Origin of the sequence: Cellulosilyticum sp. WCF-2, assembly GCF_003990395.1 — a bacterium.
Lineage (GTDB): Bacteria > Bacillota > Clostridia > Lachnospirales > Cellulosilyticaceae > Cellulosilyticum > Cellulosilyticum lentocellum.
The window spans coordinates 4129857-4155724 of the sequence record NZ_CP034675.1 but is presented as its reverse complement, the minus strand read 5'-3'; the positions used below and the strand labels follow the sequence as shown (position 1 = coordinate 4155724).

At 34.5% G+C, this 25868-nt stretch carries 22 protein-coding genes; 20 read left to right on the top strand and 2 right to left on the bottom strand.

Features of this window, described 5'->3' with window-relative positions; genetic code table 11:
* Nucleotides 1-30 precede the first annotated feature (30 nt).
* From EKH84_RS18845 to EKH84_RS18785, 13 genes are all read left to right on the top strand, one after another.
* Nucleotides 31-642, top strand: coding sequence for a methyltransferase family protein (locus EKH84_RS18845; protein ID WP_013658157.1), 612 nt, complete (start codon nt 31-33; stop codon nt 640-642).
* A gap of 15 nt (nt 643-657) precedes the next feature.
* Nucleotides 658-1245: a hypothetical protein gene (locus EKH84_RS18840; protein ID WP_127067481.1), complete on the top strand. Its 588-nt coding sequence runs from the start codon at nt 658-660 to the stop codon at nt 1243-1245.
* 138 nt (nt 1246-1383) lie between these two features.
* On the top strand, nt 1384-2379 hold the full coding sequence (locus EKH84_RS18835) for a stalk domain-containing protein (RefSeq protein WP_127067480.1): 996 nt from the start codon (nt 1384-1386) through the stop codon (nt 2377-2379).
* 46 nt (nt 2380-2425) lie between these two features.
* Nucleotides 2426-4117, top strand: a complete 1692-nt coding sequence (locus EKH84_RS18830; protein ID WP_127067479.1) for an FG-GAP repeat domain-containing protein — start codon at nt 2426-2428, stop codon at nt 4115-4117.
* A 78-nt stretch (nt 4118-4195) separates the two neighbouring features.
* Nucleotides 4196-5029 (top strand): DUF3298 and DUF4163 domain-containing protein, encoded by an 834-nt coding sequence (locus tag EKH84_RS18825; RefSeq protein ID WP_127067478.1) that lies wholly within the window; start codon nt 4196-4198, stop codon nt 5027-5029.
* A 172-nt stretch (nt 5030-5201) separates the two neighbouring features.
* Nucleotides 5202-6251, top strand: coding sequence for a LacI family DNA-binding transcriptional regulator (locus EKH84_RS18820; protein WP_127067477.1), 1050 nt, complete (start codon nt 5202-5204; stop codon nt 6249-6251).
* A 126-nt stretch (nt 6252-6377) separates the two neighbouring features.
* Nucleotides 6378-7721, top strand: a complete 1344-nt coding sequence (locus tag EKH84_RS18815; protein ID WP_127067476.1) for an MATE family efflux transporter — start codon at nt 6378-6380, stop codon at nt 7719-7721.
* A gap of 33 nt (nt 7722-7754) precedes the next feature.
* Nucleotides 7755-8288, top strand: coding sequence for a serine/threonine protein kinase (locus tag EKH84_RS18810; protein ID WP_190283397.1), 534 nt, complete (start codon nt 7755-7757; stop codon nt 8286-8288).
* A gap of 128 nt (nt 8289-8416) precedes the next feature.
* The gene (gene rbr / locus EKH84_RS18805; protein ID WP_013658149.1) at nt 8417-8953 is read left to right on the top strand and encodes a rubrerythrin; all 537 of its coding nucleotides are present in this window, start codon (nt 8417-8419) and stop codon (nt 8951-8953) included.
* Nucleotides 8954-9164: 211 nt separating this feature from the next.
* Entirely contained in the window at nt 9165-10277 is a 1113-nt protein-coding gene (locus EKH84_RS18800; protein WP_127067475.1) for an SGNH/GDSL hydrolase family protein, read from the top strand.
* Nucleotides 10278-10572: 295 nt separating this feature from the next.
* Nucleotides 10573-12858 (top strand): RNA polymerase recycling motor HelD, encoded by a 2286-nt coding sequence (gene helD / locus EKH84_RS18795; protein ID WP_127067474.1) that lies wholly within the window; start codon nt 10573-10575, stop codon nt 12856-12858.
* Nucleotides 12859-14107: 1249 nt separating this feature from the next.
* Nucleotides 14108-15589, top strand: coding sequence for a methyl-accepting chemotaxis protein (locus EKH84_RS18790; RefSeq protein WP_127067473.1), 1482 nt, complete (start codon nt 14108-14110; stop codon nt 15587-15589).
* A gap of 211 nt (nt 15590-15800) precedes the next feature.
* Entirely contained in the window at nt 15801-16283 is a 483-nt protein-coding gene (locus EKH84_RS18785) for a CarD family transcriptional regulator (RefSeq protein ID WP_013658146.1), read from the top strand.
* A gap of 48 nt (nt 16284-16331) precedes the next feature.
* Here EKH84_RS18785 and pepT read toward each other — a convergent pair whose 3' ends face one another.
* On the bottom strand, nt 16332-17561 hold the full coding sequence (gene pepT / locus EKH84_RS18780) for a peptidase T (RefSeq protein ID WP_127067472.1): 1230 nt from the start codon (nt 17559-17561) through the stop codon (nt 16332-16334).
* Nucleotides 17562-17716: 155 nt separating this feature from the next.
* Between pepT and EKH84_RS18775 the strand changes: the two genes are divergently transcribed.
* From EKH84_RS18775 to EKH84_RS18760, 4 genes are all read left to right on the top strand, one after another.
* The gene (locus tag EKH84_RS18775; protein ID WP_013658144.1) at nt 17717-18301 is read left to right on the top strand and encodes a hypothetical protein; all 585 of its coding nucleotides are present in this window, start codon (nt 17717-17719) and stop codon (nt 18299-18301) included.
* A gap of 159 nt (nt 18302-18460) precedes the next feature.
* Nucleotides 18461-18862 (top strand): acyl-CoA thioesterase, encoded by a 402-nt coding sequence (locus EKH84_RS18770; protein ID WP_013658143.1) that lies wholly within the window; start codon nt 18461-18463, stop codon nt 18860-18862.
* 111 nt (nt 18863-18973) lie between these two features.
* Nucleotides 18974-19303, top strand: coding sequence for a winged helix-turn-helix transcriptional regulator (locus EKH84_RS18765; RefSeq protein ID WP_013658142.1), 330 nt, complete (start codon nt 18974-18976; stop codon nt 19301-19303).
* A 113-nt stretch (nt 19304-19416) separates the two neighbouring features.
* Entirely contained in the window at nt 19417-20613 is a 1197-nt protein-coding gene (locus EKH84_RS18760; protein ID WP_127067471.1) for a cytochrome c biogenesis protein/redoxin, read from the top strand.
* A 69-nt stretch (nt 20614-20682) separates the two neighbouring features.
* Here the strand turns inward: EKH84_RS18760 and EKH84_RS18755 are convergent, their stop codons facing one another.
* On the bottom strand, nt 20683-21060 hold the full coding sequence (locus EKH84_RS18755) for a hypothetical protein (RefSeq protein ID WP_013658140.1): 378 nt from the start codon (nt 21058-21060) through the stop codon (nt 20683-20685).
* A 320-nt stretch (nt 21061-21380) separates the two neighbouring features.
* Between EKH84_RS18755 and EKH84_RS18750 the strand changes: the two genes are divergently transcribed.
* From EKH84_RS18750 to EKH84_RS18740, 3 genes are all read left to right on the top strand, one after another.
* Complete coding sequence (locus EKH84_RS18750) at nt 21381-23480, top strand: sodium-translocating pyrophosphatase (protein ID WP_127067470.1); 2100 nt, start codon at nt 21381-21383, stop codon at nt 23478-23480.
* Between the two features lie 169 nt (nt 23481-23649).
* Nucleotides 23650-24435, top strand: a complete 786-nt coding sequence (locus EKH84_RS18745) for an AraC family transcriptional regulator (RefSeq protein WP_127067469.1) — start codon at nt 23650-23652, stop codon at nt 24433-24435.
* A 100-nt stretch (nt 24436-24535) separates the two neighbouring features.
* On the top strand, nt 24536-25867 hold the full coding sequence (locus EKH84_RS18740; protein WP_127067468.1) for a GH1 family beta-glucosidase: 1332 nt from the start codon (nt 24536-24538) through the stop codon (nt 25865-25867).
* Nucleotide 25868: the final 1 nt, after the last annotated feature.

Genomic DNA, 25868 nt, shown 5'->3' with positions numbered 1-25868 from the left:
TGAAGGAGGTTTAACAAAGGAGGTAAGAAAATGGAAACTCTAGAAAGTCATTTTCATTTATGGTATGGTGTCATATTTTTTATTTTGCTTTATGGGATTGCTATTTTATTTGTGCCGTTTTATAAAAAGATGGATCGTAAACCAGCTACAGCTTATATGGCATTTGTAATTGCTTTTGCTATAGAAATGCATGGGATTCCTATGAGTATGTATTTTATTTCATGGCTTATAGGTAAGAGGCTTCCAGAAGGGGTATTGTGGGGGCATACACTAGTAAATCAAATAGGATATTTAGGAATGTATCTCAATATCGCTCTAAGTATAAGTGGTATCATGATTATTGCTAATGGTTGGTATAATATCTATCATAAATATTGGGCAAAAGAAGCAGGTAAAGGGAAAGTGGTTAAAACAGGCATTTATAAGTATATTCGTCATCCACAGTACACAGGCTTTATGATGATTACTTTGGGGATGCTATTAGAATGGGCGACACTCCCGATGCTTTTAATGTGGCCTTTTATTGTATGGCTTTATAATAGGTTAGCAAGAAAAGAAGAAAAGGATATGATAGAAGAGTTTGGTGAGGAATATCTCAGTTACATGGAAAGAACCAAGCGCTTTATTCCATTTGTAATATAAAGAGGAGAAATAGAAATGATACATTTTAAGACATTAATCATAGGGGTAGTAGGTCTTATAGTAGCAGTCACTAGTGGTTGTATGGCTGAAGAAGCAAGCAAGACGGTAGATGATATTTTAGGGAGAAGTTATCAGGAAATGAAGGTAAGTTCTACTTCTATTAATGAAGCAAATCGATTATTAACGCAAACAGTAGCTCAGAAAAAACAGAATGAGCCTCAAGGAGATAATTTAAGTCCAGCACTTAGCTTTGATGAAGTGGAAGGTGCTAACTGCTATGCTATTTATATGTTTGACAAAACAGCTAATCATTGGTTACATTGGCGTGCTATTGTAACCAATGCCACGGATTTAGAACAAGGTGCTTATACAGAAACAAAGGATTATATAGGACCCTATCCACCTAAAAGTAGAGACCATAGTTATTGTATAGAAGTTTATGCTTTAAAACACAAACCAACTAATGAGATAGGAAAGATGGATGGTACTAATTCTTATGAAAAGGTTGTTAAAGCACTTGACCATGTCAATGACGAGTCGGGAAATATACTAGGTTATGGCTCTGTCACAGGATACTATAAGCATGGAGATATGACAAAATAAAAATAATAGATATATTGAAATAATAAAGCCAAGAAGATAGTAACCATATTTTCTTGGCTTTATTATTGAAGGATAAAAAGTGACAAAATTTACTCAAAAATCATGCTAAACTATTAAAAAAGATAGGAGGCAAGAGAAATGAAAAAGGGAGCAGTAGCTTTAATTGTAAGTCTTATGCTAATGACTATAGTATTTGCTAAAGAGCCAACAAAAGTATCAGTTGTTATTAAAACACAAACAATACAGTGTAATGGGGAAGCGCAGAAGAAATTGGTTATCCAGCATAGAGGAACTACCTATGTACCATTAAGAGAATTAGGAAATCTGTTGAAGGTTAGTGTAAGTTATAAAGATGATACTATTATTGTAGGAAGTTCTCAAGCAGCAACTAGTGTACAAAGTACTGAAGTGGCTGAAGTAAAAGCACATATAGTGCAAGCAGAAATGAAGTATCAGCACTACCAGGGAAATAACGTGATGGGTGCAGGAAATATGATTATTTATAATGGTACTACCTATATGCCACTTCGAACCTTTGGAAAAATTGTAGATGCCGATATCTCCTATGAAAATGGTAATATTATCATAGGAACAGTAGGGAAAAAGGACAAAGAACTTAATCAATCTACTAATCAAACAAAGCCTGTTCCCCTAGGGACAGAACAGTTAGTAACAGTAAAATCAGGACAAAAAGAATATAGTACTAAGATTAAGATTAATGAAGTATTAAGAGGTGATGAAGCCTGGTCAGTATTAGAAGAAATAAGTAGTAATAAGCCCACACAAGAGGGTAAAGAATATGTTTTAGTGAATTTTTTAGTGGAAGTGGTATCTGTACAAGATGAAGGCGTGGTAAGCTTTGGAACTAATCTGTCTGGAGGCGAAAGTACCAATATGAAAGGGACAGTAAGCATATCCTACCATGACTTTATACCTTATAATAGTCAAAATGCTAGATACGAGTCTGAATATGTAAAAATGCCATATACAGCACTTCAAGGAAGAGTCAAGGCGGGAGATCAATTAGATGCATGGGGTGTTTATGTAATAGATGAAAAAGATACAGCACCTAAATTACTATTTGGATATAATTTTTCAACTGCTACAGGTGGTACATGGTTTAGTTTGAGTTAAAGAAAAGGGGCTATAGTTTTTTTCTTGCTATATGCGGGGGTGAAATATGGGAGAGCTAAGATATCAAATAAGAAAAGTGTTAGGAGGGATAGGTCTAATAAGCGTAGCTTTATTGCTAGGATGTAATAGGATTAATACTCATCCAGAAACTATAAAAGAAAATAATTCAGGAACAGTGGTACAAGAAGAGGCTTTGATAGAACAGGCACTTATAGCTAAAGTAATAGATGACCTAGAGTGGAAATGGATGACAGATCCTAAGGAAGAAACCATGCTTAATGGGCAATTAATTTATCCTAAAACTTCTTTGTACTTAACAAGTAAAACAAATCCTACGCTCTGTATCGATTTAAAACATCAAGTAGTGGGGATTTACCAAGAAGATGAACAAGGAAGAGACATTTATCCTAAAGATGCTTATTTACCTTTAAGTAATTGGTTTGCAGGCGGGGGAGAAAATATCATGATTAAATTAGAAGATGCTACGAGCTTTTATGTCATGGTAAATCCTGTTGAAGAAGGCACTCCAGATTATATAGGAAGAGGACCAAGTACGTCATGGCAAGATTATTTACCTATTGCCAAGGTGACCTACAAGTTAGATGAGAAGGGCAGTATAAAAGAAATGAGCGGTGAGATATATGAAGTAGATTACAGTACCTTTTTCAAAGAGAGTAAGCCAGTTCCATTGCAACTTGAATATGCTGTATGGGAAAGAAAAACCAAGCATGGACCAAGTAGTTGGTATAGACTTTATTTGAAGTTAAAAACAAATCGAGAAGAAACCATAGATTTAGGTTTGTACTTATCTAAGCCTCAGTTAGTGGTTAAAGAAGAGATAAAGGATATAAAGTTGCCCAAGGAAACAATAGCTGTACTACAAGGAACATATGAGGAGCAGGAGCGTGTAATAAAAGAGTATTTTATACTTTATCTTAAAGATGATTATTTAAGGCTTCAATATACAGAGCTAAATAATGAAGAATTTACCTATACCAAAGAAATATATAAGCAGGCTGTAACAGATGGGCAGGATATACAGTTAGGTGAAATGAAAGTACGAAGCCAGCCATATATAGCGGATGAAGGATATCATCCTGTAGTGTACAATGGGAGCTTGCTAGGTGGTTCAAAGGATAATAGGGTTTATTCTTATTTAGAAATGTGTCACTATATTCATCAAGATGAACATTATAAGGTTTATAGTCTAGAAAAGGGCTACATAAAGGAAATTGAACATTCTCAGTTTAGTTTAAAACAAGATAATGTGATCAATGCCAATTCCTATAGAGGGGAAATACAAATAGATGAAAAGATGCCTTATCTAGCAGTTAGTGGTACATGGGAAGCAATGCCTAGAATACCTAAGGCGCAAAGTATAGATAGTTATCAAAAGTTTTTCCCTAATGCTACAATTTTACAAAACTACCGTATTGATATTGAAGGAGACGGGCAAGATGAAGTGGTACTGATACTACAAGAAGAAGGAAATACAAAGCTAATACTTCGAAAAATAGGTGATGATGGCACTGTACATACTATGAGAGTGACTATTAATTTAGTTACAGGAGACAAAGGAAGGATTGTAGCTATTGCTGATGTGCAAAATGATGGTGTTATGGAAATAGTTGTTGAATCTGAAGAGTGGGGAAATCCAGGATATAAGGTATATGGTTATCAAAATGGCTCATTGTACGAAGTATTTGGTGATGTAGAAGATATACACTGTTGGCACTAAACGAAGATGTATTTTAAAACATAGATTGAGCCATAATAATCAGAGTAATGTTTAATCATATAAAAAGGAGCATCATTTATGATCAGTCGTGTACTTTCTATACTTTTATTAACAACCTGCTTAGTAAGTAATAGTGGAAAGGCTCAGGTTATTCCTGCAGAGATCGATAGTTCTAGAGAAGCTGAAGTAATTAGGATTACTTTGCAAAAATTAGATCAAGTATTAAAGGATAAAAACGGTGTTCCTATGTTACAGGTTCAAGGCAATATCCCTGTAGTTACTATAGGAGGTAACCAAAAAGCTACTAAAAAGATGAATGATTTTTATCAAAATAAAAGGAAAGCTTTTGAAGTACAGCAAGCTATTGATTTTAAACAAGCCCAAGAAGATTATAAAGGGCGAAGTGAGGAAGAAAGAGCCTACTGGGAAGGTTATGGCTTAGGTATGAGTTATATGCCAGAAAGGCTAGATGAAAAGGTAATTAGTTTGATAGAAAATAATGATGAATATACAGGTGGTGCACATCCTAATAGTTGGCGTTATGCTCAAAATTTTGATCCTAATACGGGCAGGCGATTAACTTTAAAAGATATTACCACAGATGAAAAAGCAGCTATTACTTTTATTAATCAAGAGTTACTAAAACAAACTAATAAGTATGAATATAAAGAGTATTTTTTTGAAGGCTATGAAAAAAATATCAAGGATATTTTAACAGAAGATACTTGGTACCTTTCAGATAATGGGTTTGTGGTCATCTCTAACGAATATATTATTTCACCTCATGCGGTAGGTATTTTAGAATTTACGATTCCTTATGAGGTATTCCCTTATTTAAAGAAAGAATATAGACCATTAAGCAAAGGAGTACCTAATGAAGTGACTTCGCCTATGGAAAATAAGGTATACTAAGTCGTTATATATAGGTTTGGTTTTACTAAGAAATGGTGTATGTATGAGTATATGATTTTGAAAAATGAGAGGGATAGAGCGCCTTAATACCCCAAATAGCTATATGGATGTTAGAATAAAAGAGATATAAAGTACATCTTTTGTAGATAAATAAGATGTTAGGGAGGAGAAAATGAGTAAACAGGAAATAAACTATAATGAAAGGCGAGTCACTATCAAAGACATTGCAGAAAGCTTAGGGGTAAGCACAGCTACAGTATCTAATGTAATTCATGGAAAGACCAAGAAAATATCTGCTAAAACAGTTGAAAAAGTACAGGAGCTTTTAGAGGTAAGTGGCTATATTCCTAATATGGCAGCAGTTTTATTAGCTCAAAATAGCTCTAAGATTATATGTGTTATGCTCTCAGATGATCAAAAATACAATGGACAAATGCTAAAGGATCCCTTTGTGAGTGATATACTAAATAGCTTATCTAAATGTCTTAATCAAAAGGGCTATTTTATGATGGTCAAGGAAGAATCACGTTTAGATCAGATTGTGCAGTATGCTTCTATGTGGAATATGGCAGGGCTTATTTTAATTGGCTATTGTAATCAAGATTATCAAAGTTTAAGAGCAAAAATGCGCATTCCTTTTTTGGTTATTGATGGCTATGTGAATGAAGCTGAAAAATATTCAAATGTAGGTATTGATAATGAAGGTGGAGGCTATCAAGCAGGAAATTATTTAGTACATAAAGGTCATCGTAAAATCATGTTTTTATCAGATAATGATACTTGTGGCGATCATGAACGCTATATGGGCTTTAAAAGAGCACTTTTAGACAATCAAATAATAGTTATGCCAGAAGATTTTAAGTTATTGCCTTTTGATGAGAAAGAGCGTTTTGCTTATTATAAGCACTTATTGAAAGAAATAAAAAAATACACGGCTGCTTTTTGTGCGTCTGATGTATATGCCATTGAATGGATGAATTATCTTTTAGACCAAGGCGTAAAAATTCCAGAAGATTTTTCTATTATAGGATTTGATGATATTCAGCTGGCTCAGTATGTAAGGCCCAAATTAACAACTATCAAACAAGATATGAATAAAAGAGCAGAAAAAGCTATAGAGCTACTTGAAGCGCTGATAGCAGGAGATGAAGCAATAGCAAACGTGGTACTTCCCACCTCCTTAGTGACAAGAGAAAGTGTAAAAGATATAGGTGATAAGTGACAAAAAGAAGTTGCTTTTTTTAGTTTAGGTTACGCGTTTAACCTGTTGATATATTCAGGTGCTATAGTAAAATAGGAGTATCTAGATAGGCTTTGCGCAAATGCCTCTAATAAAGAGGTGATGGTTTTGAAAAAAGAAAACACTACGTTTTATAAAGAACTTAAAAGCATTGCTGTGCCTATTGCATTGCAATGTGCTTTTCAATCTTCATTTAGTTTGGTTGATCAAATAATGGTAGGGCAATTAGGAAGTATTAGTATAGCAGGAAGTGGTATAGCTGTTAAATACAGTAGCCTTGTGACGGTGACATTATCTGCTATTTCAACTGTTGCTGCTATTATGATTGCGCAATATTGTGGCAATAAAGATGAAGAAGGGATGAATGTAAGCTTTTTTTCCAATTTATATATTGCTATAGGAATTGCTATTTTATTTTTAATTCCTTCATTAGGAATGACCAAGGATATCATGAGGATTTATACAAAAGATGCAGCTATTTATTTAGCAGGTGCTAAGTATCTTTGGATAATAGCTTTAAGCTTTGTACCAATGGCCGTTACTATGGTTATTTCTGCGTTATTAAGAACCTTGGAAAAAAGTAAGTGGTTGTTATACGGAAGTATAGTGGCTATGATGCTTAATATAGTAGGCAATTATTTCTTTATCTTTGGAAACGGTTCCTGTCCTGAAATGGGTATCGAAGGAGCTGCTTTAGCAACTCTTATAGCTAGAGTAGTTGAAATGAGCTTACAAATTGGATTTATTCTAGTACTTAAGAAAAAGAAACAAATCATACTTAAACCATTAGTATTTCCTAGTAAAGCGTTCTTAAAAAAGGTAATTATTATTGTTCTTCCCATCTTGGCTTGTGAGTTCTTATGGAGCTTGGGAGAAAATATTTATGCAGGTATTTATGGAAGATTAGGTAGAGATGCCTTAGCTGCGATGACATTAACTAGCCCAGTACAAGGCTTATTAATAGGGTTGTTTAGCGGCGTATCAGTAGCAACTGTTGTTATGGTAGGTGGTAGATTAGGAAAAGATGATTATGAAGGCGCTTATGCAGTTGCAAGAAAGCTTTTAAAAATAGGTGTTATAGGTTCCTTAGGAATTAGCATGATTTTATTGATTTGTGCCAGATTTTATGGAAGGCTATTCAATGTAACTGAGGAGGTAAGTCAGCTTACTTGTTATATTTTGTATAGTTTCAGCTTCGTTTTATTTGCCAAGATTGCCAATATGATTTTAGGTGGGGGTATTTTAAGAAGTGGGGGAAATACAAAATTAACTTTAATTATAGATATAATAGGAACTTGGGGATTTGGTATTCCCTTAGGCTTTTTAGCAGCTTTTATCTGGCATTTACCTATTTACTTAGTTTACTTTATCTTATCATTAGAAGAACTAGTACGTTTAGGGCTTTCTCTTATTTTATTTAAAAAGAGGAAGTGGATGAAGAATATTACATAGAACTAACAATAGGAAGTAAGGAGGCCTTTAAGAATGGAAATAATGAAGGTAAATGAAAGAGATTATGAAGTGGTGAAGCTTTTAGGTAAAGGAAAGGGCGGCTACTCTTATTTAGTAAGAAATGAAGAAAAAAGCTATGTGCTTAAACAAATTCATCATGAGCCTTGTGAGTATTATCAATTTGGAAATAAACTTGAATCGGAGTTAAATGATTACCAGAAATTATTAGCTATTGGTATTTTAATGCCTACTTTAATAGAAGTAGACCAGAAGAGAGAACGTTTGCTTAAGACATTTATTGATGGTGAAACCATATTTGAATTAGTGCTTAAAGATCAAATGAAATCATCTTATTTACAACAAATGCATAAAATGTGTAAAGTGCTTTATGAAGCGAAGCTGAATATTGATTACTTCCCTACTAATTTTGTGGTACAGGAGGGGTTGCTTTATTATATTGATTATGAATGTAACAGCTATATGGAGGAGTGGAACTTTGAAAATTGGGGAGTTCATTATTGGAGTAAGACTAAAATATTTTTAGATTACATAGCAACACATGGATAGTAAATGTACCTCTTATGAAGATAGAATGGGAAGAAGGGTTGAAAAATTATAAAAAATATAATACAATTAATATGATTAATATGATTTTTATTAATTAAAATGTTGGTAAAAAGAAAGGAAGGTATAATATGAATTTAAAGGGAACTAAAACAGAGAAAAATCTACAAGAAGCATTCTCAGGGGAGTCACAGGCAACAAATAAATATACATATTATGCATCAAAAGCTAAAAAAGAAGGCTATTCTCAAATTGCAGCTTTATTTGAAGAAACTGCTCGTAATGAAAAAGAACATGCAAAGCTTTGGTTTAAATTACTTCATGGAGGCATTGGCTCAACAGAAGAGAATTTAAAAGATGCTGCAGGTGGTGAACACTACGAATGGACAGATATGTATGCTAATTTTGCTAAAGAAGCAAGAGAAGAAGGATTTGACCACATTGCCTTTTTATTTGAAGAAGTAGCTAAGATTGAAAAAGAACATGAAGAACGCTACTTAAAACTTCTAAGCAACCTTCAAGGAAATACAGTATTCCAAAAAGACGAAGAAATAGTATGGATTTGTAGCAACTGTGGACACATTCACAGAGGCAAAGAAGCACCAAAAGTTTGTCCTGTATGTGCACATCCACAAGGTTATTTTGAAGAAAGAGCAACTAATTACTAATAATAAAATAAAATAAAAATGCAAAGCCTAGTAAAATAAGGCTTTGCATTTTTTTATGTATAATATGGAGCTTTCTTTTGTAGTACTTAAGCAATATAGTAGGAGAGAAGACAACATAGCTTGATTGAAAAGGCAGTGGAAGAACGATACAATTAAAATGATTAAAAGTACTAGTAATGCATTGCTAACAAGAAGATGGAGGAAAATTTAAATGGTATTATCTACATATCAAGTCAAAGAGATAGAAGCATTAAAAATACTAGGAAGAACTGCTAATAAAAAACAACCACTTACCTTGTTTTGGACAGGAAGTGGAATAGAATGTCATATAAGGGCAGCAGAGCTTTGGATAGAAGTAGAAGCTGACTACAGTGCCTATGAGCCTTGGATAAGTATTGTTATTAATGGTACCTATGTAAGTAGAAGAATGGTAGAGAAGGGAAGAAGTTGGATTTGCATTTTTAGAGGAATGAATCCAGAGGTTATTAAACAGGTAAAAATCATTAAAGAAGTACAAGCTATGTCAGGAGACGAAGATCATCTACTTCAGATCCATCAGCTTAAAACAGATGGTAGCTTCTTGCCAGTAGAAGAAAAACCTTACAAATTAGAGTTTATAGGAGATAGTATTACATCAGGAGAGGGAAGTATAGGTGCTAAGATAGAAGAGGATTGGATTTCAATGTGGTTTAGCACTGAAAATAATTATGCCAGAATGACAGCAGATGCTTTAAGTGCAGAATATCGTCTTATTTGTCAAAGTGGTTGGGGGGTCTATAGCAGTTGGGATAATAATCCTCATGCAGCTGTGCCACTTTATTATGAGAAAGTATGCGGCCTATTAAATGGCAAGAGAAATGAGTCACTAGGAGCAAAAGAAGAGAATGATTTTAAGGCATGGCAACCTAATGCCATCATTGTTAATTTAGGAACCAATGATGGTGGCGCTTTTAATTCACCAGCTTGGAAAGATGAGCTGACAGGTGAAAGCTTTAAACAACGTTTAAATGAAGATGGCTCTTTTAACAAAGAAGATATTGAGTGTTTTAAAGAGGCAGCAGTCACTTTTTTACATAAGCTAAGAAAATATAATAAAGAAGCTTATATAGTATGGGCTTATGGGATGTTAGGGGATGTTATGGCACCTTTTATAAAAGAAGCTATAGCAACTTATGAAAAGGAAAGTGGAGATAATAAAGTAAGTTTTATAGCGCTACCAGATACGACAGATCAAACAGTGGGGGCAAGGCAACATCCAGGAGAACTTTCACATAAGCAAGCTAGTGAGGTTTTAGTATCATATTTACAAAGCATCTTAGTTTAATACTTTCCATAACCTTTAGGTAGGCCGTAGGTCATTTACTTAAAGGTTTTTTCAATCTATCTAAAAGCATAGATAGAGCAGACAAGGATGTTATTGATAGGATAATGGTCAAATAGTAGCTACACATGTATATTATGTTACGAAAAGTAAATAATAAGATTGAATATTTATAAAAAGGTGATATAATAGAAAAACACCTTAGAAATGGAAATAAGCGGCTGAAAGATACGACGGCTTGGTAGGCATATCTACTAAGCTACTTTTTTGATGTCTAAAATGCAGAAAAGGAGAGTATATGAAAGCAGAGGAACACAAGGATTATAAAGAAGAAGCACATCAGTTAGAATTAACTAAGGCATGGATTACAGCTCAAAGTGAGACATTAAAGGAAGAAGGTCAGATATTAGAACATGAAATTACAAGCTTGCGAAAAGAGGTAAGTAGTGCTTTTGATGAGCGTTTAGTTTTGAAACTTCAGATGAGGCAAGGGCTAACAGAGGACTTAAATAAATATAGCCAAATACAAGCAGCACCTTATTTTGGAAGAATTAACTTCAAAGAAAATTTCACAGACAACTTAGAGGTTGTTTATATTGGTAAGTTCGGACTTTATGACAGTGAAAAGGGAGATATGTTAGTCTTAGATTGGCGTACTCCTATGGCTAACATTTACTATAGCGGTATTGATGAGGATGTAGCTTATAAGGCGCCTGATGGCATAGTAGAAGGTAAAATGCTTTTAAAGCGAAGATATGTCATAGAAGAAGGTAAACTCACAGAAATTCATGATGAGAAATCCTTGCAGGATAATTTAAAAGACAGCTTGCAGCAAGGAACGGGCTTTTTAATGGATGCTTTAAATAAGTCTACTAGTGGACGTTTAAAGGAAATTGTAGCCACTATTCAGCAGGAACAAAATCAAATTATAAGAAGTGAAAGCTTTTTGCCAGTAGTCGTTCAAGGTGTAGCTGGGAGTGGTAAAACGACTATTGCACTTCATCGTATGGCTTATCTTATTTATAATCAGCAAAATCCTAAAGCAAAATATATGGTAGTAGCACCTAACCAATTATTCTTAAAATATATCTCAGATATATTGCCTGATTTAGGAGTAGAGCATGTGGTTCAGACTACCTTTGAAGCTTGGGCACTTGATAAATTAGGAAAAGGGATTAAGCTAGGGAAACAAAGAGATAAGTTAGATACTTTATTAGTTGAGGCAGAGGAGAAAGCACAAATCTTAGCTTTAGCTAGCAAATTAAGAGGCTCCATTTTATTTGCTAAAATAATTGATAAAAAGTTAAAAAGACTAGAAACTAGTATTATTGCACCAGAGGGGATTCAATATGAGGGGATCACTATAGTAAGCTATAAGGAACTTCAACATATGTTTCTAGTAAGTAATGGAGGTCTCCCTTTAATGACAAGGGTAAAGCTATTAGGTGATTATATTAAGAAAAAGCTTCAAGACAAGCAAGCAGATATTAAAGAGTTGATCGAACAAATTTATGCTAGAAAACTAAAAGCACTCAAAGCTTCAGTGACAGATATAGAAACTGTACGTCAAGAAATTATTGCTCTTTATGATGAAAGAGATGAAAAAATCAAAGATATTAAAAAGTGGTCTATAGCTTATACAAAAGCTTATATCAAAAACATTGCTTTACCATCTGCACCTACTTTTTATCAGCAGATGTTTGAAGAAGAAAGTCTTTATAAATGGCTAGAAGGAAAAATGCCGGAGGAAGCACTTAAATCAGTTATTGTTTTAATACAAGATCAGCTTAGAAAACAATTTTTTGAAACAGAAGATTTAGGGCCACTTGTTTATATTCAAAGTCAGCTTTATGGTCTAGATGATGAAAGGCAATATGCGCATATCGTAGTAGATGAAGCACAGGATTTAGACGAAATGAAATTATTGGTGCTTAGAAAGGCTTCAACCAATGATGCCTTTACGTTAGTAGGAGACTTAGCACAAGGCATCTATGGTTATAAAGGAATTAATAATTGGCAAAGAGTCATGGATAGAGTCTTTGAAGGAAAGAGCTATCATTATTTTGAGATGACTACGAGTTATCGTTCTACCATTGAAATTATTGAATTAGCCAACAAGGTACTAGGAGCAAATAAGGATCAGCCTGTTTTATTAGCTCAGCCGGTTTTTAGACATGGACATAGGCCAGAGCTTATCCACTGCATAAGCGAAATGGACAGAGTAAATCAAATTTATAATAAGATTAAAGTTTATGAGGATCAGGGCTTAGTATCCATTTGCGTGATTACTAAAGATCTTGCAGAGGGTGAAGACCTATACCGTGCACTTAGAAAGAAAGGTCTAGAAATAGAATGGCTGCAAGATGAAGAAGAACAGTATAACGGACAAGTAGCAGTGATGCCAAGTTATTTAACTAAGGGATTAGAATTTGATGCTGTTTTACTTTATGATGTGAGTGCAAGTAAGTTTAAGGCAAAGGATTTAGATATTAAATTACTTTATGTCATGATTACGAGGGCACTTCACGAATTAAGTATGTACACCATAGACTTACCGACAGAGATAGTAGCATCCTGCTTGTAACCGATGAAGTTGCTATTATAATTAGAAATTTGTCGTGGATTTTACGGACTATTTGGGCAAAACTGAGATAGGGTGGCTACCTGCCGTGGTTCTGCTCCGCATTTTCAGTAGACACTAAGTTCACTTTACTTATAGCAGATAGAGACAACAAAAATAGCTCTTCAAGTATAATAACTTGAAGAGCTATTTTGTGCTCCAGACTCTTGAAATGAACTTTCACAGCTAGCTAAATAGACCTTAAGCAAGGCGCAAAATGGCTCCTCAGCACGTATGCGTTATAGCGTAGTGCCTACTAAGACTAGCGATGAAAGTTAAACCAATGAGTGAGGAGCTCCTAAAAGTCTCGGCCGGTGCACCCTATGCTAGGAAGCTAAGACCTTAAGACTCTGGTTTGAAACTTTATTTGATAATGAGATGTATAAAAACATTTAAAACAACTTATAAGTGGCGCCTTCCTTGCAGCGCACCAGTGAACATCTTCCTTAAGTCCAGAGGTACCTATAACAATAGATTGAGACTTGGCTGACCCGGTCAGTTCCTCAGGTTGAAGCTGTGGTAATTATGCCGTGGGAAGTTATTTATTTTGTTTTTACACTTATGTATATGTATTCAGGAAGCCGAATCCCTAATAAAAAATGACGCATTGTTATTATTTTTTTGTACGCCTCGTATAGGGTCTTGAACGTTTATAATGTTTATAAGGTTAATAATGCTTGTAAGGCTCCTTAGCTTCCCTACATAACTACTTCTTGGCAAAACAGATTTATGAGAAGCTTGATGCGTTATTGCTATGGGCGTCTGCTCCTGGCTTCGAGTATTTTTTAACTGTGGTTACGTCTTCTTTCCACGCTGCGTTACTGTCTTAGGTGTTTATGAGGTCAATAACGTTTGTGAAAATAAGTGGATAGGGGTGTCTGGAGTAGTGACTTGGGAGCATTTTTTAGAAGCACTTAGTGAACATTTTAGATGGGTTTTGGGCAGCTGTCTGAGCGAAGCGAGTTCTGCCGTTCATCTAAATAAGTGAACTTAGTGCTTCTAAAAATGTGAACCGGAACAACGGAAGACATCCCTATCCACTTATTTTCTCTCAGATGTATTTCTCATAAACGCCAAGGCAAATTTCTATTTGTATATTGAATAGGCTTAGGCTATAAAAGGTCTAAGTTAACAGAAGAATAATGTCGATATATATCATAATCTATTGATGTACGAGATAAATAAGAGAGAATGAAAACTGGGAGGAACTGAGATGGCACTAATAGCTAGAGATAAAGAATTAAACCAAATGATTGCGTATTTAGAAGCAGTCATAAGAGGAGAAGCGCCTTTAAAGCCTAATTTTAAGAATGCTAAACACAATCGCCTTATATATATATTTGAAGAAATTTTAGAGCTGAATAAAAACTATATGACTATAGCACTAGAAATATTAAAAAAGAGTGCGAGCTTAAGTGAATTTGATGTTAATATGAAATTTTCTTCTAATCAATTAAAAGATATTGTAGCAACAATGATTGAAGGCAGTTCTAATAATATGACTATGATTGAGGAAACTGCTACTAGTTTTAATGAAATGACTAATGCTGTAGAGCAAGGTACAAAAAATATTAGTTATATTAGTGAAGAGTCTCATCATTTAGTAAAACGTAGTCAAGATAATATCGCACATATTCATCAGATTTCTGAATTAAAAGAGGCCATTGGAGAAAATGCGAAGATTATGCTAGATAAAGTTACCGTTTTAAAGGATATGTCAGCTAAGGTAGATGAAATGGTAGATGGTGTAAGAAGCATTGCTGAACAAACCAACTTATTAGCTCTTAATGCCAGTATAGAAGCAGCTAGAGCAGGAGAACAAGGTAGGGGCTTTGCAGTAGTTGCTGAGGAGATTAGAAAACTAGCAGAAAGTACTAAACAAAAGCTAGAAGATATGCAAGGCTTTACAGAAGGTATCAGAAGTGCGACAACAGAAAGTATTAAAAGTGTTGAAGTGACTCATGTATCCATAGAACATATGAGTGGAACCATTGATACAGTGACTCATAGCTTTGAAGAAAGTGCTAAGGGTGTAGAACAGGCTATGAAGGAAATCAATCAGTTAAGCTATACGATGCAAGAAATGAATGCCTCACTTCAAGAAATGAGACAAGCTGTTTCAGTTATTAGAGATGATTCGGAGCAAATTAGTAATATGGCAGAAACTATTGGGATAGAAGCAGACCGCAGTGCTACTCAGTCTGAAAAAATAAGTGAAATAGATCAAAGTTTTTCTCATTATATAGAAGAAATGGTAAGCAGGCTCAATAAAGGAGCACGTCCTATGAGTAATGAAGAATTTATAGTAGTTATTGACAAAGCCATAGCTTCGCATGAAGGGTGGGTTAATAAATTAAGTGATATGGTACAAAGCAGATGTATCGTGCCACTACAAACCAATGGAACAAAATGTGAATTTGGACATTTCTATGGTGCTTTAAAAGTAGAGCACAGTGCACTTAAAGATAAATGGCAAGCAATTGATCCGGTTCATAAGGCACTTCATCAGAAAGGTCATGAGGTGATTCGTGAACTACAAAAGAATGGTGGCGGTAGAGCAGAAAGTTTAATGGAAGAAACCAAGAAAATGTCCAAACAAATAGTCCAAGGTTTAAGTGAAATCAAGCAAATGACTAAGTCGTTAACAAGTCAAGGAGAAAAAGTATTCGATAGTATGATACTAAATAAAGCGTAGTAATAAGATAGAAAAGATAGTGATGGTGATGATAACAAAGTGGTGAAAGAAGCCTGTTATCATCACTATTTTCTTGTAGGTAAAAATATGTAAAAAGTATATTGACAGTGGTGTTTAGTAGTGATAAAATTTAAGGTTTGGTTTTTTGGGGTAAATGTGCTATAATGATAATAGGAATACAAAGAAGTAAATAATCTTGGAGGTGAAATAGATGTTTAAGGTTGGTGATAAAGTTTTTTGCCCTTTAAGAGGGGCGGGTATAGTTGCAACAATTGAAGAGAGAAAGATGCTAGATGAAACGAAAGAGTACATTATTATTAAGCTTCAATCTTCAAATACAACAGTTATGATTCCTACTGATAAAGTAGAAGCTTCTCATTTTAGATTCGTAAGTGATGAAACAATGACTAATGAAGTATTAGAGAAGTTAGCTGACAAAGAAACAGAGATTCATGCGTCTACTGTACTCAAGCAGAGAATGAAGGTTAATAAAGAAAGATTAATGGCAGGAAGCTTGGCTGATTATGGAGAGGTTATTAGAGAATTAACACATATTCAAAGGGGTAAGGCACTTAATGCCAGTGAAAATGCCATGCTTATGGAAGCAAGAAAATTCTTGGCAGATGAACTAAGTTTAATCAAATCTATTTCCATGAAAGAAGCAACAAAGTTATTAGATAAGGTTTTGGCATAAAAAAGCAGTTTAAACATATGTTTAAACTGCTTTTTTATAGTTATGCATTTAAGCTTGTGCAACTAATTTACTAAGTTCAATAATGGTCTTTGTAGCTAGAAGCATATGATTTACAACAGTAAACTCGTATTTACCGTGATAATTATAAGCACCTGTGAAAATATTAGGGCAAGGTAAGCCGTTAAATGAAAGTCTTGCGCCATCCGTACCACCACGAATAGGTTCATGAAGTGGTGTAACGCCTACATTTTGAATAGCTTTTTCAGCTAAAGCCATAACCCTTGGATGTTGATCAATAATCTCTTTCATATTAAAATAACTATCTTTAAGAGTAACCTGGATGGTGTCTTTGCCATATTTCTGATTAAGTTGGTCAGCAAGAGAAAGCATCATAGCTTTGCGTGCTTCAAACTTAGTTTTATCATGGTCTCGAATAATATAATGGAGTTCAGTATGTTCCAGAGTACCTTTCATATCATGAAGGTGATAGAAGCCTTCATGTCCTTCGGTAAGCTCTGGTACTTCATCAGCAGGCAAAAGACTTTGATATTCACAAGCAATGGCTAAGCTGTTTTTCATTTTACCCTTAGCATCACCAGGGTGTACACTAATGCCTTCAAAAGATACTGTAGCAGAAGCTGCATTAAAGTTTTCGCACTGAAGTTCACCTACTAAACCACCATCTATGGTATAAGCAAAGTGAGCATTAAATTTTTTAACATCAAAGTAATCTACACCTTTTCCAATCTCTTCATCAGGGGTAAAACCTATACGGATAGTTCCATGAGGAATTTCCGGATGATTAATGAGATATTCTATAGCTGTTAATATCTCAGCTATGCCTGCTTTATCATCGCCGCCTAGAACAGTAGTACCATCAGTTGTAATGAGCGTTTCACCAATAAAATCATTTAAAATAGGAAACTGCGTAGGGCTTAAAGTCACCCCGGTTTGAGCATTGAGAATGAGGTCACCCCCCTTGTAGTCTTTAACGACGTGAGGTTTAACATTTTTACCTGAGTAGTCAGGCACAGTATCCATATGGGCGATAAAGCCAACGATATCTGTGTCGTATGTTACATTACTAGGTAAAGTAGCCATGACATAGCCGTATTCATCTAAGGATACATCTTGAAGTCCTAAGGCCTTACATTCTTCTAATAGCATTTTAGCAAACTCTAACTGTGTTTTTGTACTAGGAAAGGTGGTACTTGTGTCATCAGACATTGTATCGATTTGAACATATTTTAAAAAGCGATTTATTAATTTTTCTTGCATTTAAAGTCCTCCTTTACTGTCTTTTACTCTAGTATAGACATATTTGCAGATTTTCATCAAGTAGCTTTAGCTACTATATTTTTAATGAAGGATTAATGAATAATGATTTAAGACTATGATATAATACATTTAAATAAATGTAAGCGGAGGAAAATATGGCTAGTTTCAAAGCAATCTGTATAAAAGGTGGAGAAGGTATTGCTCAAGGTGACATTGTTAAGGCATGGAAAAGCTTTAATATCATGTTTTATAGAAAAGCATTTAGGTTTAAAGTAGGTATGTCACCTGAACAATTTTGGGAGCATTTTGTTTGCTTAAATCGTTATTATATAGTTGAAAAACCTACCATAAAAAGACGTTTTAGAAGACCAAAGAAACAATTTTTAAGAGTGGAGTTTCCTAATATTTCAGAAGAACAGCTTATTTTATTATATAATTATGCTTTCTCATATATTGAACTTATTAAGCAAAAAAATCCTGATCTTATTCAAACTTTTAATTATAGTATTGTATCTACACTAGAGAAGTTAGAATACCTTTATGGTGTTCTTTCACCTTATGAATTTAATGAAGCAGTCAAAGATTCAGAGCAAGTATTTAAAGGAATATATAAAACAGCAATTAGTCTGGAACTGCAGACTTTCCCACAAAACATGAATTATAGCCAAATGCTTCAAAACTTTAAAGTGGATAATCAAATTCTAGGTGAATTTTTTAAGGAACTTAATAAATCAGAATAATGCGTTGGTAGAGGGAAAAAGTTAAATAATAATAATTGTAAAGTAATAATAGATTGCATATAGATGATAAAAAGATTACAATAAAGATACTAGTTTAATATTATAGAATAGAGACAAAATGGAAAAGGACATAAAATTAGAGCATAAGGAGATTGAGCCATGATAAAAAGTAATTTATTATCAAGAGTAGAGACTATGCAATTTGTTTTACCTGAGCATTTGAATGGTATGGGGAATATGCATGGCGGAGAAATAATGAAGTTGATGGACAATACAGCAGGTCTGGTGTTTGTAAGACATGCAGAAGGAAATGCTGTAACGGCAGCTGTTAATGATTTAAAAATGATAAAACCTATTCCTGCTAAGTCAGTGGTTAGATGCGTAGGAGAATTAATAGAGACTGGTAGAACTTCCATGAAGGTATGTGTACAGGTTTTTATAGAAGATGTACAAACAGGTAGTACAACTTTAGCTTCAGAGGGATTATTTATTGGTGTGGCTGTTGATCAGGCAGGAAAGCCAAGGGAAGTAGCCAAAGTAAAAATTGAGAAAACAGCTTAAATAAAGAAGAAACGGTTTATACATAATGAAGGCTTGGCTTTGGATGAAGACAAAGAGCCGTAATGTGCAATAAGCCGTTTTTTTGTTAGTACTAAGTGGAGGTATACAATCATGTTTAAAATAAAGGCAGAAGAATATAGTTGCCCTGTTGAAGCGTTATCTAATATTTTAGGTAAAAAATGGGTGGCCACTATTATATGGACATTACAAAAAGAGGAGAAACGTTTTGGACAGCTTCAACGCGAAATAGACGGATGTACTAAGAAAATGCTTTCACAGCAGCTAGATTTATTAATGGAACAAGGAATTGTAGAAAATGAAAAAGTGATAAGTGGTAATACAATCGAATCTAAGTATTATTTGAGTGAAACAGGATTATCATTACTTCCTATTGTGGAGCAGATGATTGAGTGGGGAAATAATCATTTAACTTGTGATTAATAAGTGACCTGGTTACAGAAAAGTGTCTAATTGTTATGATACGCTATTTCTGATAGATTAATTATTGATACCTAGTGGATTGGTTATGTATGAAGAAAGTAGAGGTGAAGTGAGTGGAGAAGCTTAATTTAGTTGTAGTATTTATAGAAGGATTGGTATCCTTCTTATCCCCTTGTGTCTTGCCTATTTTACCAGTGTACTTAGCAATGCTTTCTCAAAACACTGATAATGAAGGACAAGCAAAACGTAATAGGAAAACATTATTAATTAACACCCTATTATTTGTATTAGGTATATCTACAACCTTTCTTATTTTAGGAACAGGGGTAGGATTTATCAGGCCGTTTTTAATGAGTAATAAGAATGTCTTTTTAGGTTTAGGAGGGCTACTTATTATTGGCATGGGCTTGTTTTATATGGATCTACTCAAAATAGATGAACTTCAACGAGAGAAACGTATGCACTATCAAGTAAAAAAGATGAATCCTTTAGCAGCGTATATTTTAGGGTTTACCTTTAGTTTTGGTTGGACACCTTGTATAGGACCTATGCTAGCATCTGTTTTGGTAGTAGCTTCTACCAGTAGTAATGCACTAACAGGTTACTTGTTAATAGGTGTGTATACTTTAGGATTTGTAGTACCATTCCTGCTTTTAGCAGTATTTGCAGAAAAAATGATAGAGCTTTTAGAACGTGTTAAGAGTAAGGGGCTAAGCATAAAAAGAATAGGTGGTATGTTACTTGTATTAACTGGGCTTGTTTTTTTATTGAATGGATTAACAGGACCGAAGGAAGTCATTACTAAGCCTACGAATGAAAAAGTGCAAGAACAAAGTTCGTCAAAAGAAGAACAATCAAATGAAGAAGCAGAAGTAGATGAAGAAGCTGTTTTAGCACCGGATTTTATTCTGGAAGATCAATATGGTAATACACATAAGCTTAGTGATTATCAAGGGAAAACAGTGTTTTTAAACTTTTGGGCTACCTGGTGTCCACCTTGTAAAAAAGAGATGCCAGATATAGAGAAGCTTTATGAAGAATATGGTTTAAATGAAGACGAGGTGATTGTATTAGGTGTAGCCATGCCTAATATAGGAAGAGAAGGCAGTAAAGAAGACATTATTGCATTCTTAGATGATGAAGGGTATACCTTCCCTGTTGTATTTGATGAAAGTGCTGAACTTATGTATAACTACCAAATCACAGCATTCCCAACCACTTTTATTATTAATCCTAAGGGTGAGGTTGCTTTATATGTGCCAGGAGCTATGGATTTGAGCACAATGAAAGAACTTGTAGAAAAATATTAATAAACAAAACAAAGGAGGATACAGCCATTAGCTGATCCTCCTTTGTTTTGTTTATTAAATAAAGGATGTCTAGTATAACGTATCAATAGCAGATTCAAAAGAGGTACATTGATAAACCATAAAATATTTAACGAATTCTCTGGTAAGGGTAGTAATATCACTAAATACATAATTGGTAGTACCTTTGATAAAGACAATTTCACTGCAAGTAGTATAAGCCATAGTTGGAATAAATTCTTTAAAAGTCCAGTCCATATCCTCAGCACCTGTTCCAAAGGCAGAGGTAACATCAATGACCATATTAGAAACCCTATATTTCTTTAAAAGATAAAGCGCATAGTAGAAAGGGTCACGATAGTCATTGCCAACACAAGGCTTTTTCCATTGCATAAAGACGATGTAGAGATCAGGTCTATAGCAAACATGACAGAAAGCTGTATCAAACATACTTTCACTCCTTTATAAGGTGGTCGTATTTTATTTATATATTCTAGTATAACTTAATTGTACCTAAAATTAAATATATTTCGATTAATATGTTCATAAATTGTTAATCTTTTTATTTTGATGGTATTTTAAAATAGAAGATTAACAATTTAATGTGTTTTATTTTTATCAATTATCAAAAATTGTTTTAGAAAAATAATAATATATTAGGTGAAATTTGGCATAAAGATTGTGTTTAGATTAATAAAATAGAGATGTATATAAAAATAAAACAGATATAATAGAAGTGGCAAGTCACTATAGTCTGTAGGAGGGATTTTATGGATTTAGTAGTACTAGTACCTATTTGTTCAATCATTGCATTACTATTTGCAGTGTACTTCAGCAGAAAAGTACTAAAAATGAGTGAGGGAACAGAAAAAATCAAAGAAATTGCATCAAGTATACGGGTAGGAGCAAAGGCATATTTAATTAGGCAGTATAAGGGTGTGGCAATCTTTTTTGCAGGAATGTTTGTAGTGCTTTTTATTTTAAGTAGGCTTGACTATGTAAGTGTTTTTGTACCGTACGCCTTTTTAACTGGAGGATTTTTCTCTGGATTAAGTGGCTTTTTAGGTATGAAAATAGCAACATCCGCTAACTCTAGGACGACCTGGGCATGTACAAAGAGTTTAAACTCGGGACTTAGAGCAGCATTTTCTAGTGGTGCAGTAATGGGGCTAGTAGTAGTAGGTTTTGGCTTGTTAGATTTAAGTATTTGGTATTACATATTAGACTGGTATTATAGAGCATTACCAGAAGCAGAGCGTATTGTTTATATTACTTCTTCAATGCTAACCTTTGGTATGGGTGCTTCTTCTATGGCATTATTTGCAAGAGTTGGTGGAGGAATCTTTACTAAAGCAGCAGATGTAGGAGCAGATTTAGTAGGTAAAGTAGAAAAGGGAATTCCAGAAGATGACCCTAGAAACCCCGCTGTTATTGCAGATAATGTGGGGGATAATGTAGGAGATGTAGCAGGACTTGGAGCTGATCTTTATGAGTCTTATGTAGGTTCTATTATTTCTTCATGTGCTTTGGCTGTGGCAGCAGGCTTAGGGATGAAGGGTGTTGTTATCCCTATGTTGGTAGCGGCTATAGGGGTTATTGCTTCAGTTCTAGGTACCTTTTTTGTAAGAACAGGGGAAAAGGCTTCCCAAAAGATGTTACTTAGAGCTTTACGAAAGGGTGTTTATTTCTCAGCTATCGTCATTATGATTGCAGCTTATTTCCTCGTTGTTAATGTACTAGGACAGGAACATGTAGGTATTTACTTTGCTATTTTAAGTGGACTGATTGCAGGTATTGGTATTGGCTTTTTTGCAGAATACTTTACAAGTAGTCAATACAAGCCTACAAGACAATTAGCAGAGTCTGCCCAGACAGGTTCAGCTACTGTTATTATTAGTGGTATTTCAATAGGTATGCTGTCTACCTCTGTACCTGTTATTATTGTGGGTATCTCAGTTATTGCCAGCTATCTTTTAGCGGGTGGTGCTGATAACTTTAATATGGGCTTATATGGTATTGCTATTTCAGCTGTAGGTATGCTTTCTACATTAGGGATTACCTTAGCCACAGATGCTTATGGACCTGTGGCAGATAATGCAGGTGGTATTGCAGAAATGGCAGAGCTTGAAAGTGTGGTAAGAGAAAGAACAGATGCACTTGATTCATTAGGTAATACAACTGCAGCTACAGGTAAAGGCTTCGCTATTGGTTCAGCAGCCCTTACTGCTTTAGCATTTATTGCAGCATATAAAGATTCTATAGAACTGTTAGTCAAACAAAGAGGTTTAGATTTTACCTTTGATTTATCGATTATTAACCCACAAGTCTTAATAGGTTTATTCGTAGGTGGTATGGCTACCTTTGTATTTGCAGCATTTGCTATGAGTTCTGTTAGTAAAGCAGCAGGCAAAATTGTGGTTGAGGTAAGAAGGCAGTTTAATGAAATTCCAGGATTAATGGAAGGTAAGGCTAAGCCAGATTATGCTGCTTGTGTAGATATTTGTACAAAAGCATCTCAAAAAGAGCTAGTTAAAATTGCTTTATTAGGTGTTGTTTCTCCATTAGCAGTTGGCTTATTATTAGGTCCAAATGGTGTAGCAGGTTTATTAGCTGGTGCCACTACTACAGGTTTTATTCTGGCTGTAATGATGGCTAACTCTGGTGGTGCATGGGATAATGGGAAAAAGTATATTGAAGAGGGTAATTTAGGTGGCAAAGGTTCTGATGCACATAAAGCAGCAGTAGTAGGTGACACCGTAGGAGATCCATTTAAAGATACAGCAGGTCCAGCCATTAATATTTTAATTAAACTTATAGCGATGGTATCCATCGTATTTGGTATGTTTATATTAACCTGGTCTATCTTATAAATTTCAAATAAAAGGTTACTTCATTAGAGGTAACCTTTTATTTTTCTATACTATATCTTAATATATTCCATCTCATTGCTTAAGCACCATGTTTTAATTTGAAATTTATGTATCAATGATGTATCATGTCAATTAACTGATAGATACTGCTTTGGATAGGAGGTTGCTTATGCAAATGACCTATATTGGACATAATCATGTCCATGACATGGATTTTAAAATTGAACGTCCCGATGGATGTGGTGATTATCTTGCGCTGCTTATAAAAAGCCCTGCTTTATTTCATGTGAATGGACAAGATGTATATACCTCACCTAATATATTTTTTCTATACCAAAAAGGAACACCTCAATATTATGAGGCTTACAAACAGCCTTTTTCTAATGATTGGTTTAATTTTACACTTGATTCTGGTGATGAGGATTTCTTGAAAAAGCTACATATTCCATTTGAAAAGCCTATTCCCATCAATAACATGCAATACTTTTCTTTGCTGATTAAAAATATGACATATGAATATTACGCTGGGCAGAATTATGGCCGTGAAGCATTAGACCATTATATGAGGCTTTTTTTATTAAAAATAGCTCAGGTCATACCCGCTCTTAATAAGGGCATTGAAAAGATTCATCATGACAAATTCTCTCTTTTACGTAGCAAGATTTATAGCGCACCTTATGAGAAATGGTGCATTGAGGGTTTAGCACATGAAGCTACGCTTAGTCCTTACTATTTTCAGCGTTTATACAAAAAAAACTTTGGCGTCACATGCTTAAAAGATATTATTAATGCGCGTATTGAATATGCTAAATACTACTTATCACAAACCAATCTTTCTATTAAATATATTGCTGAAACTTGTGGCTATGAAAATGATGTACACTTTATGCGTCAATTTAAATCTAGCACAGGTTTGACTCCTAGTGAGTTTCGCTTACAACAATACAAATCTTAAAAAAGCATTTTTCATCAGTAAACAAGCAAGATTAGTCATTGTTAAGACCTTTTGTTAAGGCTATCATTAATCTATATGGATTAAGAAAGAGGTGGAACCAATGAGTTTTTCTAAAGATTTTATGTGGGGCGTGGCAACTGCTGCTTATCAAATAGAAGGTGCTTATAATGAAGATGGAAAAGGGCTTGGGATCTGGGATACCTATTCTAGACTTCCTAACACCATTAAAAACGGAGAAAATGGAGATATAAGCTGTAATCATTATCACCTTTATAAAAACGATATTATGCTTATGAAGGAAATGGGGATCAAGAACTACCGTTTCTCTATTAGTTGGCCTCGTGTATTTCCAGATGGCATAGGTAAAATTAATAAGCAGGGTTTAGACTTTTATTCTGACTTGGTGGATACCTTATTAGAAAATGGGATTACCCCTTTAGTGACGCTCTACCATTGGAATTTACCCAATGCCTTGCAAAGAAAAGGAGGGTGGCTAAATCCAGAAAGTAGCGATTGGTTTGCTGACTATACAAAGGTAATCGTTGACCATCTTTCTGACCGCGTAACTTATTGGATTACGATTAATGAACCTCAAGTTTTCGTAGGATTAGGTTATAAAGATGGGGTGCATGCGCCGTTTTATAAACTTCCTACAAGTGAACTGACACAAATGTCTCACAACATTCTTTTAGCTCATGGAAAAGCTGTTAGAACCATTAGACAGTATGCAAAGAAAAAAGCGATTATTGGCTTTGCTCCAACAGGTCCTTGTTCTATTCCTCATTCAAGATCAACAAAGGATATTGAAGTAGCTAGAAAGTGTAGCTTTGCCCTGGATCGAGATAACTTTATCTTTACAAATAGCTGGTGGGGGGACCCTATTGTATTTGGCCAATATCCAGAGGAAGCCTATAAAGCCTTGGGAGAGGATATGCCTTCCATTAATCCAGGAGATATGGCTATTATCTCAGAGCCTATTGATTTTTATGGTGCTAATATTTATCAATCTCAAAATGCTTTTGCTACTCCCAAATATCCAGGGCAACCAGTAACGAGTTTAGGATGGGCAATTACGCCGGAAGTCTTATATTGGTCACCTAAATTTTTATATGAGCGATATAAATTACCTATTTTAATTACTGAAAATGGTATGGCAGGTTGTGACTTAGTTCATCTAGATGGCAGGGTGCATGATGATTATCGTATTGATTTTTTGACTCGTTATATTAGTGCTTTAAAACAAGCTGCTGAAGATGGCATAGAAGTGATGGGATATATGCATTGGTCATTTCTAGATAACTTTGAATGGGCAAAGGGGTATGCGCCTCGATTCGGTCTTGTATATGTTGATTATCTTACACAGCGTCGTATCATCAAAAACTCAGGTTATTGGTATAAAAAGGTTATGGGTACAAATGGCGAAAGTTTATAAA

Coding starts and splice junctions, on each gene's coding strand:
- EKH84_RS18845 (WP_013658157.1), top strand. CDS start 31: ATGGAAACTCTAGAAAGTCATTTTCATTTATGGTATGGTGTCATATTT.
- EKH84_RS18840 (WP_127067481.1), top strand. CDS start 658: ATGATACATTTTAAGACATTAATCATAGGGGTAGTAGGTCTTATAGTA.
- EKH84_RS18835 (WP_127067480.1), top strand. CDS start 1,384: ATGAAAAAGGGAGCAGTAGCTTTAATTGTAAGTCTTATGCTAATGACT.
- EKH84_RS18830 (WP_127067479.1), top strand. CDS start 2,426: ATGGGAGAGCTAAGATATCAAATAAGAAAAGTGTTAGGAGGGATAGGT.
- EKH84_RS18825 (WP_127067478.1), top strand. CDS start 4,196: ATGATCAGTCGTGTACTTTCTATACTTTTATTAACAACCTGCTTAGTA.
- EKH84_RS18820 (WP_127067477.1), top strand. CDS start 5,202: ATGAGTAAACAGGAAATAAACTATAATGAAAGGCGAGTCACTATCAAA.
- EKH84_RS18810 (WP_190283397.1), top strand. CDS start 7,755: ATGGAAATAATGAAGGTAAATGAAAGAGATTATGAAGTGGTGAAGCTT.
- rbr (WP_013658149.1), top strand. CDS start 8,417: ATGAATTTAAAGGGAACTAAAACAGAGAAAAATCTACAAGAAGCATTC.
- EKH84_RS18800 (WP_127067475.1), top strand. CDS start 9,165: ATGGTATTATCTACATATCAAGTCAAAGAGATAGAAGCATTAAAAATA.
- helD (WP_127067474.1), top strand. CDS start 10,573: ATGAAAGCAGAGGAACACAAGGATTATAAAGAAGAAGCACATCAGTTA.
- EKH84_RS18790 (WP_127067473.1), top strand. CDS start 14,108: ATGGCACTAATAGCTAGAGATAAAGAATTAAACCAAATGATTGCGTAT.
- EKH84_RS18785 (WP_013658146.1), top strand. CDS start 15,801: ATGTTTAAGGTTGGTGATAAAGTTTTTTGCCCTTTAAGAGGGGCGGGT.
- pepT (WP_127067472.1), bottom strand. CDS start 17,561: ATGCAAGAAAAATTAATAAATCGCTTTTTAAAATATGTTCAAATCGAT.
- EKH84_RS18775 (WP_013658144.1), top strand. CDS start 17,717: ATGGCTAGTTTCAAAGCAATCTGTATAAAAGGTGGAGAAGGTATTGCT.
- EKH84_RS18770 (WP_013658143.1), top strand. CDS start 18,461: ATGATAAAAAGTAATTTATTATCAAGAGTAGAGACTATGCAATTTGTT.
- EKH84_RS18765 (WP_013658142.1), top strand. CDS start 18,974: ATGTTTAAAATAAAGGCAGAAGAATATAGTTGCCCTGTTGAAGCGTTA.
- EKH84_RS18755 (WP_013658140.1), bottom strand. CDS start 21,060: ATGTTTGATACAGCTTTCTGTCATGTTTGCTATAGACCTGATCTCTAC.
- EKH84_RS18750 (WP_127067470.1), top strand. CDS start 21,381: ATGGATTTAGTAGTACTAGTACCTATTTGTTCAATCATTGCATTACTA.
- EKH84_RS18745 (WP_127067469.1), top strand. CDS start 23,650: ATGCAAATGACCTATATTGGACATAATCATGTCCATGACATGGATTTT.
- EKH84_RS18740 (WP_127067468.1), top strand. CDS start 24,536: ATGAGTTTTTCTAAAGATTTTATGTGGGGCGTGGCAACTGCTGCTTAT.